Origin of the sequence: Collinsella aerofaciens, assembly GCF_028209395.1 — a bacterium.
Taxonomy (GTDB): Bacteria; Actinomycetota; Coriobacteriia; order Coriobacteriales; family Coriobacteriaceae; genus Collinsella; species Collinsella aerofaciens_AZ.
The window spans coordinates 24,435-33,046 of the sequence record NZ_JAQLDQ010000023.1 but is presented as its reverse complement, the minus strand read 5'-3'; the positions used below and the strand labels follow the sequence as shown (position 1 = coordinate 33,046).

Below are 8,612 nucleotides of genomic sequence, written 5' to 3'. Positions count from 1 at the left end.
GCAAATGGCGGGATTGCGTTGGCATGATTGGTTGTTGAGCGTTGGTCAAAATGGTTGTTTTTACAGTAGCGCTAACACCCCGAACACGTCAGGTAGTGCCACGCGGCCTCGACCAGCGTCTTCCTCAGGTGCTTGTTGCCGGCCTTGGTGATCGCGCCCCTGCGGTCGCTCTCCCCGCTGGAGTGCTCGGAGGGCGTCAGGCCGACCCACGCGGCGAACGAGCGGGCGTTCCTGAACCTGGAGAACTCGCCGGCCTCGAACACGAGGTCGGCGGCGGAAGCGGTGTCGACGCCCTTGAGGCAGCGCAGGGAGTCGACCCTCTTCCGCCACCTGGGCTTGCGGGCCTCGGCCTCGACGAGCCCCTCGAGCCTCGCCTTCTCCTCCGCAGCCCGCCTGACCGCGTCGACGTAGTAGGCGAGCGCGTCGTTGTCGGCCCCCTCCGCGAACCTAATCGACTCGATCCAGGACCAGTGCGCCCGGGTCCAGTTGCCCTTCCTGCGGCCGGTGGGCGTCCTCTCGTCGAAGACGAGCCCGTGCCTTAGCAGGAACTTGGAGAGCCGCTGCTTCGAGCGCGAGAGGTCGTCCCTCGCGTCCTCGAGCGCCCTGGTCAGGTCGCGGGCGGCCTCGCACTCGTCGTCGGGGACCCACACCTCGACCACGTTGCCGACCGACAGCATGCGGGCGAGGAACTCGGCGTCGTTGCGGTCGTTCTTCCTGCGCCTGTCCGCGCTGGGCTTGATCATCTTCGAGACGGCGCCGACCACGCAGTCGACCCCCAGGCCGGAGAGCCTCTTCTGCAGGTCGAAGCCCGTGACCCCGGACTCGTACACGCACCTGGCCCCGGGGTCCACGGAGCGTACCCACTCCGCGACGGCGCCGGCGTCGTAGCCGAAGGTCGCGGCGCGCACCTCCCCGGTCATGACGTCGAGGGAGACGGCCTTTATCGAGCGGGCGTGGACGTCGAGGCCGACGAAGGTGGTAGTATCGAGCATGGGAGCCCCTTCCATGAATGCGGCGTGGCCGCCGCGGCTGAATTAGACACTCACCATTGTCGGCCTAATCCGCGGTCTTTCATGCAGCAGGGGCTCTCAATGTTTTATGTCCTGCTCATATCGTCTGTGCCGGCAGTTAGGGACAGCCCTTGCCGATTCGATTGTTGAATATCTCCGTGACTACTTTACAGTTCCAGTGCCTCGGCGACTTCGGCTGCGCAGGCCAGGGCATCGGCCATGGCACTCACCACGAGCGAGCTGCCGTTGCGGGCATCACCCGCCACATACACCGGCGCGGCATCCGCAGCAACGCCATCCACGCGGGCCGCAAGGTGCGAGCCCTCGGAAGCCATCACGGGCAGCGGGCGGCCCGCCGTGGCAACGGGCACGCCGACAGCTTCGAACACGCTGTGTTCCGGACCCGTAAAGCCGCAAGCGATGAGCACCAGCTGCGCCGGCACCTCGTGCTCGGAGCCCGCGATGCGCTCGGGCTTTCCCGCCGACCAGTCCAGATCGACCACGCGCAGACCCGCAGCCGCACCCTTCTTGTCCAGCAGCACCTCGAGTGTATCCACGGCCCAGGCACGCATCTCGCCACCCATCGCAGCGATAGCCTCCTGCTGGCCGTAATCGGTCTTCTTAACGTTGGGCCACTGCGGCCAGGGGTTGCCTGCCGCGCGCTTATCGGGCGCAGCCGGCAAGAACTCAAACTGGCGCACGCTGCGCGCGCCCTGACGCACCGCGGTACCCACGCAGTCGTTGCCGGTATCGCCACCGCCAATGACCACGACGTCCAGGCCGCGTGCGTCAATAGCAGGCTCACCGCCATCGAGCACCGAGACGGTCGAAGCCGTCAGGTAGTCCACAGCGTACACCACGCCGGGCGCATCCACATTCGTAGCCGAAAGCCCACGCGGAGCACGAGCGCCGGCAGCCACCACGACGGCGTCAAAGTCGTCGAGCCTGGCGGTAACCTTGGGATCGCTCACGTCGGCACCAAGCTCAAACACAATGCCCAGCTCACGCATGAGCGCTACACGGCGCTCGACCACAGACTTCTCGAGCTTCATGTTGGGAATGCCGTACATGAGCAGGCCGCCCGAGCGGTCGTCACGCTCAAACACCGTCACGCGGGCACCGCGACGTGCAAGCTCCCATGCAGCCACCAGACCAGCAGGACCGGAGCCCACCACGGCAACCGTGGGTGCGCCCTCCCCCGCCGGCTCAAAGCGACGTGGGCCGCCGTTGGCCCACTCACAGTCGCTGATCGCACGCTCGTTATCGTGAATCGTCGTGGGTTGGCCGTCGACCGAGCCCAGGTTGCACGCGGCCTCGCACAGTGCCGGGCACACGCGGCTCGTGAACTCAGGCATGGGCGAGGTGAGCGACAGGCGCTCGGCAGCCTCATCCCAGCGGCCGCGGTACACCAGCTCGTTCCACTCGGGAATCAAGTTGTGCAGCGGGCAGCCGCTCGGACGTGCCTTGCCAAAGCTCGCGCCCATCTGGCAAAACGCCACGCCGCACATCATGCAGCGGCTCGCCTGGGCGCGACGTGCGTCGTCGTCGAGCTCCACGTACAGCGGATCGAAATCACGGCTGCGCTCCTCCACGGGGCGAAGCTCGTGGGTCACGCGATCGATATCAAGAAAAGCACCGGGCTTACCCATGGCACTTACGCCTCCTTCTTGGTCGAAGCAACAGAGCTGGCGGCCGCGGACGCAGCACCCGCAGCACCGCCCGCAATATCGAAGCGAGCGACATCCGCGGCGCTCGCGCGACCGGTCACGATGTCAAACGCCAGTTCCTCTGCCTGCGCATGTGTCTTGCCGGCAGCCTCGCTCGCGGCGACAATCGCCAGCACACGCTCGTACTCGGTCGGAATGACCTTCACAAAGTGCTTGCTCATCGTCTCAAAGCTGTAGAGCAGCTTGATGCCGCGCGGGCTCTGTGTCGCGTCCACGTGCTCCTGGATGAGCGCACGGACCTGCTCCAGCTCGCCGGCAGTCGGGGCCTTGAGCTCAACGCTCTCGTGGTTCACGCGGGCATCGAGCGTGCCGTACTGGTCAAAGACATAAGCCACGCCGCCCGTCATGCCAGCAGCGAAGTTCTGTCCGACCTCGCCCAAGATGAGCGCCAGACCGCCCGTCATGTACTCGCAGCCATGGTTGCCGCAGCCCTCGACCACCACGGTGGCACCGGAGTTGCGTACGCCAAAGCGCTGGCCCGCCAAACCGTTAATGAAGCCGCGGCCGCTCGTAGCGCCAAAGAACGCAACGTTGCCCACGATGATGTTTTCGTCGAACTTGTAGGTCGCATGCGGGTTGGGGCGCACCGACACCTCGCCACCCGAAAGGCCCTTGCCAAAGTAATCGTTGGCGTCGCCGCACACGTTGAGCGTAATGCCGCGCGGCAGGAAGGCGCCAAAGCTCTGACCGGCCGAACCATCGCAATCGATGGTGATGGAGCCGGCGGGCAAGCCCTCGGGATGCGCCTTGGTCACCGCGTTGCCCAGGATGGTGCCCACGCAACGGTTGACGTTGGCGATATCGGCGCGGAAGCGAATCGGACGCAGATGTGCGCGGGCGTCGGCCGTGTAGGGCACAAACAGCGTGGAGTCGAGCGTCTTGTCGAGCTCGCTGTCCGCGGCCATCTGGGGCAGGAAGTGACGGCCGTCGGCACCCGGGATGTGGGCACCGAACTCGCAGGTCGCGCTTGCCAGCACGGGCGTCAGATCGAGCAGGTTAGCCTTGCGGTTGCCCGGGACCTCGATCTGGCGCAAGCACTCGGGATGGCCGACCATCTCGTCGACGGTGCGGAAGCCCAGGCTCGCCATGACCTCGCGCAGTTGCTCGGCAACAAAGAGCATAAAGTGCTCGACGTGCTCGGGCTTGCCGCGGAAGCCGCGACGCAAGCGGCAGTTTTGCGTGGCGATGCCGGCGGGGCAGGTATCCTGCTGGCAGTCGCGCTGCATGAGGCAGCCCATCGAGATGAGCGGCATGGTCGCAAAGCCAAACTCCTCGGCGCCCAGCAGGCAGGCGACGGCAACATCGGTGCCGTCCATGAGCTTGCCGTCGGCCTCGAGCACCACGCGCGAGCGCAGGCCGTTTTGCAGCAGCGTCTGCTGGGCCTCGGCAAGGCCAAGCTCCAGCGGCAGACCGGCGTGCCAGATCGAATCGCGAGCAGCGGCACCCGAGCCGCCATTGTGGCCGCTGATCAAGATCTTGTCGGCAGCGCCCTTGGCCACACCGGTGGCGATGGTGCCGACGCCGGCCTCGCTGACCAGCTTGACCGACACGCGCGCGCCAGGATTGGCGTTCTTAAGGTCAAAGATGAGCTCGGCCAGGTCTTCGATGGAGTAGATGTCGTGATGCGGCGGAGGCGAGATCAGGCCGATGCCGGGCGTGGACTGACGGACCTCGGCAATCCAGGGGTAGACCTTCTTGCCGGGCAGGTGGCCACCCTCGCCGGGCTTGGCGCCCTGGGCCATCTTGATCTGAATCTCGAAGGCGCTGCACAGGTAGCGGCTCGTCACGCCAAAGCGCGCACTTGCCACCTGCTTGATCGCGGAGTTCTTGGAATCACCGTTAGCCAGCGGGGTCTCGCGACGCGGATCCTCACCGCCCTCGCCGGAGTTGGAACGGCCGTGCAGGCGGTTCATGGCGATGGCCATGCACTCGTGTGCTTCCTTGCTGATGGAGCCGTACGACATGGCGCCGGTGTTAAAGCGGCGGACGATGTTGAGCGTGGGCTCGACCTCGTCGAGCGAAACCGGCGTGCGGCCGCTGGCATCAAAGTCGAGCAAGTCGCGCAGACGCACGGCACGGCCGGTGCGGTGCAGGCGGGCGCTGTACTCCTTAAAGGTGTCGTAGCTGTCCTCACGGCAGGCGGTCTGCAGCAGGTAGACGGCCTGGGGGTCGATGAGGTGTTCCTCGCCGCCGAGCGGGCGCCACTTGGTCAGGCCCAGCGTGGGCAGCTGATCGGGAGCCGGGCTTTTAAGGATGGCGAGCGCAGCGTCATAGCGCTCGTTTTGCTCGCACTCAACGTCCTCGACACCCATACCGCCCACACGGCTCACCGTGCCGGCGAAGTACGCGTTGACGAACTCCGGAGTAAAGCCGACGGCCTCGAAAATCTGTGCGGAGTGATAGCTCTGCACCGTGGAGATACCCATCTTGGACATGATGGAGACGATACCCGCCGTCGCGGCCTTGTTGTAGTTGTCGATGCCCTGCTCGGCCGTCACGTCCAGGTCGCCGCGTGCTGCCAAGTCGCGGATGCACGCATGCGCATTGTACGGATAGATGCCGCTTGCGGAGTAGCCCACCAGCGCCGCAAAGTCGTGCGGGGACACGGCGTCGCCGCACTCCACCACGATGTCGGCAAAGGTACGCACGCCGGCGCGGATCAGGTGATTGTGCACGCAGCCCACGGCGAGCAGCGACGGCACGGGCACCTCGCCCGCAGCGGCACGATCGCTCAACACCACAATATTCACGCCGTCGCGGACCGCAGCCTCAACGTCCTCTGCAAGCTGCTTGAGCGCAGCCTGCAGCGCGCCCTCGCCGGCGTCGCGGCGGTAGACGGCACGGAAACGGCGGGTCTTAAAGCCCACGCGGTCGATGGCGCAGATGCGGTCGAACTCCTCCTCGCTCAACAGCGGACGCTCCAGGCGCACCAGCTGGCAGGCCGTACGGGAGTCCTCGAGCAGGTTGCCGTGGTTGCCCAGGTAGAGCGTGGTCGAAGTCACCATATGCTCGCGCAGGGCATCGATCGGAGGATTCGTGACCTGAGCGAACAGCTGATAGAAGTAGTCAAAGAACGAGCGCGTCTTCTTGGACAGGCAGGCCAGCGGTGCGTCGATGCCCATCGAGGCGAGCGGGGCCTTGCCCTGCTGGGCCATGGGACGCACGACCTCGTCGACGTCATCCCAGTGGTAGCCGAGCTTGGCCATACGCACGGCGGCGGGCACCTCGGCGTCCTCGGCGGGCGCGGGCGCGGCGGACTCATCGAGCGCGTCGACGGCCAGCGTCTCCTCGGCAATCCAGTCGTGGTAGGGCTTCTCCTTGGCATAGCGGGCGCGCAGCTCGTCGTTGTAGATCACGCGGCCGCGGGCAAAATCGACCTCGAGCATCTGGCCCGGTCCCAGGCAGCCGCTCGTCAGGATGTTCTCGGGGCGCACCTCGATGGTGCCCACTTCGCTTGCCAGCATAAAGCGGCCATCGCGCGTCACGTAGTAGCGGGCGGGGCGCAAGCCGTTGCGGTCGAGGGCGGCGCCCAGCGTGCGACCGTCGGTAAAGGCGATGGCCGCCGGGCCGTCCCAGGGCTCCATGAGCATGGACTGGTAGGCGTCGTAGGCGCGGCGCTCCTCGCTCAGACTGTCGTTGTGGTCCCACGGCTCAGGCAGCAGCATGGACGCAGCGCGCGTAAGCGGGCGACCGTTCATAACCAAAAACTCGAGCACGTTGTCCAAAATCGCCGAGTCGGAACCCTCGCGGTTGATGATGGGCATCACGCGCTCAAGATCGTGCTGCAGCACGGGGCTGTACAGGTTGGGCTCGCGGGCGCGAATCCAGTTGACGTTGCCCTTGAGGGTGTTGATCTCGCCGTTGTGGATGATAAAACGGTTGGGGTGCGCACGCTCCCAGCTGGGCGTGGTGTTGGTGGAGTAGCGCGAGTGGACGAGCGCAACGGCCGTCTTGACAGCGGCGTCGTTGAGATCGATGAAGAAGCGGCGCATCTGCGTGGCGACGAGCATGCCCTTGTACACGATAGTGCGCGAGCTCATGGAGCAGACGTAGAAGATCTTGTCGCGCAGGGCAAACTCGGCATCGGCCTTCTTCTCGATAGTGCGACGGCACACGTACAGGCGGCGCTCGAAGGCGTCACCCGCCGGCGTATCGTCGGGGCGGCCCAGAAAGGCTTGCAGAATGGTGGGCATGCAGGCGCGTGCCGTCTCGCCCAGGTCGTGCGGGTCGACGGGCACCTCGCGCCAAAAGAGCAGCGGCACGCCGGCCTCGGCGCAGCCCTCCTCAAACACGCGACGGGCATCCTCTACGCCCTTGTCGTCCTGCGGAAAGAACAGCATGGCCACGCCATAGTCGCCCTCTGCCGGCAGAATCTGGCCGCACTTTTGAGCCTCTTTGCGAAAAAAGTGATGCGGAACCTGGAACAGGATACCGGCACCGTCGCCGGTGTTCTTCTCGAGTCCCGTGCCGCCGCGGTGCTCCAAGTTGACCAGAATGGACAGCGCGTCGTCCAGAATCTGGTGATGGCGCTCACCGTTGATATCGGCAAGTGCGCCGATGCCACATGCATCGTGGTCGAATTCGGGGCGATAAAGGCCCTGCTGTTGAGCGGAATCTGCCTGCATCGCGATCCTCCCCTAGATATTTAGACAGTCAGTTGAATAGGCATAGTAGGAGCATCAGGGCATCGTTGTGTTTCCCGCCCGTTTCGAAACAATCGCGTAACGCACACCTTACGAGTGGGCACCGCCGACCTCAAGGGCGGCAACAAGGCGCCCAAGTTCGGCTTGTAAGCTCACCGCTTCAAACATCTCAATCTGTAACAGGAGGAACCGATTTTGGCGCCTAGATGTTACAGATTGAGATTTTCTGCGGGACGGTTTTGGTTTGTCTCGATCTGTAACACGAAGGGTCGGTTTTGGCGGCAAACTGTTACAGATCGAGACATTTCGGCAGCCCCCTTTCACCATCCCATTCAAATACAACAATTTTGTTAGTCTTGGTTAACTTTTAAGCTTAAAACGGGTATCCTTTGCGGCGTCAAGCAAACGGCACGCACACCGTGCCAGATCAAGGAGGCCCCTATGGCGCACCAAGCAGACCAGCAGACGATGCAACTCGTCCTCATCCGTCACGGAGAGTCCGAGTGGAACAAGCTCAACCTGTTCACCGGCTGGACCGATGTTGAGCTCACCGACACGGGCCGCGAAGAAGCCGCAGCAGGCGGTCGAGCCCTCAAAGAAGCCGGTTTCGACTTTGACGTCTGCTACACTTCGCGCCTCAAGCGCGCGATCCACACCCTCAACATCGTGCTCGGCCAAATGGATCGCGAGTGGCTGCCCGTCATCAAATCCTGGAAGCTCAACGAGCGCCACTACGGAGCGTTGCAGGGTCTCAACAAGGCCGATGCCGCGGCGGAGCACGGCGACGAGCAGGTGCTCATCTGGCGCCGCTCCTTCGATATCTGCCCGCCGGCACTCGAGCCGAACGACGCGCGCGATCCCCACACCCAGGAGCAATACCGTGATGTCGCGCCCGATCAGCTGCCCTATACCGAATGCCTCAAGGACACGATCGCCCGCGCCTGGCCCTATTTCGAAGACGAGATTCGCCCCCAGATGCTCGCCGGCAAGCGCGTACTCATCGCCGCACACGGCAACTCCCTGCGCTCACTCGTCATGAAGCTCGAGCACCTCACGCCCGAGGAGATCCTCAAGGTCAACATCCCCACCGGCGTGCCGCTCGTCTACACCTTCGATACCGATTTCAATGTCCTCGACAAGCGCTACATCGGCGACCCGGCGACCATCGCCGCCAAGATCGACGCCGTGGCCAATCAGGGCAAAGCGCACAAGTAGCCCCAACCCAAATCCGA

At 64.5% G+C, this 8,612-nt stretch carries 4 protein-coding genes; 1 reads left to right on the top strand and 3 read right to left on the bottom strand.

The window, feature by feature from the left end; translation table 11 throughout:
• Nucleotides 1–71: 71 nt before the first annotated feature.
• From PMW67_RS08240 to gltB, 3 genes are all read right to left on the bottom strand, one after another.
• The gene (locus PMW67_RS08240) at nt 72–992 is read right to left on the bottom strand and encodes an IS110 family RNA-guided transposase (RefSeq protein WP_271739443.1); all 921 of its coding nucleotides are present in this window, start codon (nt 990–992) and stop codon (nt 72–74) included.
• A gap of 185 nt (nt 993–1,177) precedes the next feature.
• Nucleotides 1,178–2,659, bottom strand: coding sequence for a glutamate synthase subunit beta (locus PMW67_RS08235; protein ID WP_271739441.1), 1,482 nt, complete (start codon nt 2,657–2,659; stop codon nt 1,178–1,180).
• Between the two features lie 5 nt (nt 2,660–2,664).
• Entirely contained in the window at nt 2,665–7,362 is a 4,698-nt protein-coding gene (gene gltB / locus PMW67_RS08230) for a glutamate synthase large subunit (RefSeq protein WP_124786022.1), read from the bottom strand.
• A gap of 459 nt (nt 7,363–7,821) precedes the next feature.
• Here gltB and gpmA point away from each other — a divergent pair, with 459 nt between their 5' ends.
• Nucleotides 7,822–8,595, top strand: a complete 774-nt coding sequence (gpmA, locus tag PMW67_RS08225) for a 2,3-diphosphoglycerate-dependent phosphoglycerate mutase (RefSeq protein WP_089572215.1) — start codon at nt 7,822–7,824, stop codon at nt 8,593–8,595.
• Nucleotides 8,596–8,612 lie beyond the last annotated feature (17 nt).

Excerpts from the sequence above, each read along its gene's own strand:
- PMW67_RS08240 (WP_271739443.1), bottom strand. The coding sequence starts at position 992 with ATGCTCGATACTACCACCTTCGTCGGCCTCGACGTCCACGCCCGCTCG.
- PMW67_RS08235 (WP_271739441.1), bottom strand. The coding sequence starts at position 2,659 with ATGGGTAAGCCCGGTGCTTTTCTTGATATCGATCGCGTGACCCACGAG.
- gltB (WP_124786022.1), bottom strand. The coding sequence starts at position 7,362 with ATGCAGGCAGATTCCGCTCAACAGCAGGGCCTTTATCGCCCCGAATTC.
- gpmA (WP_089572215.1), top strand. The coding sequence starts at position 7,822 with ATGGCGCACCAAGCAGACCAGCAGACGATGCAACTCGTCCTCATCCGT.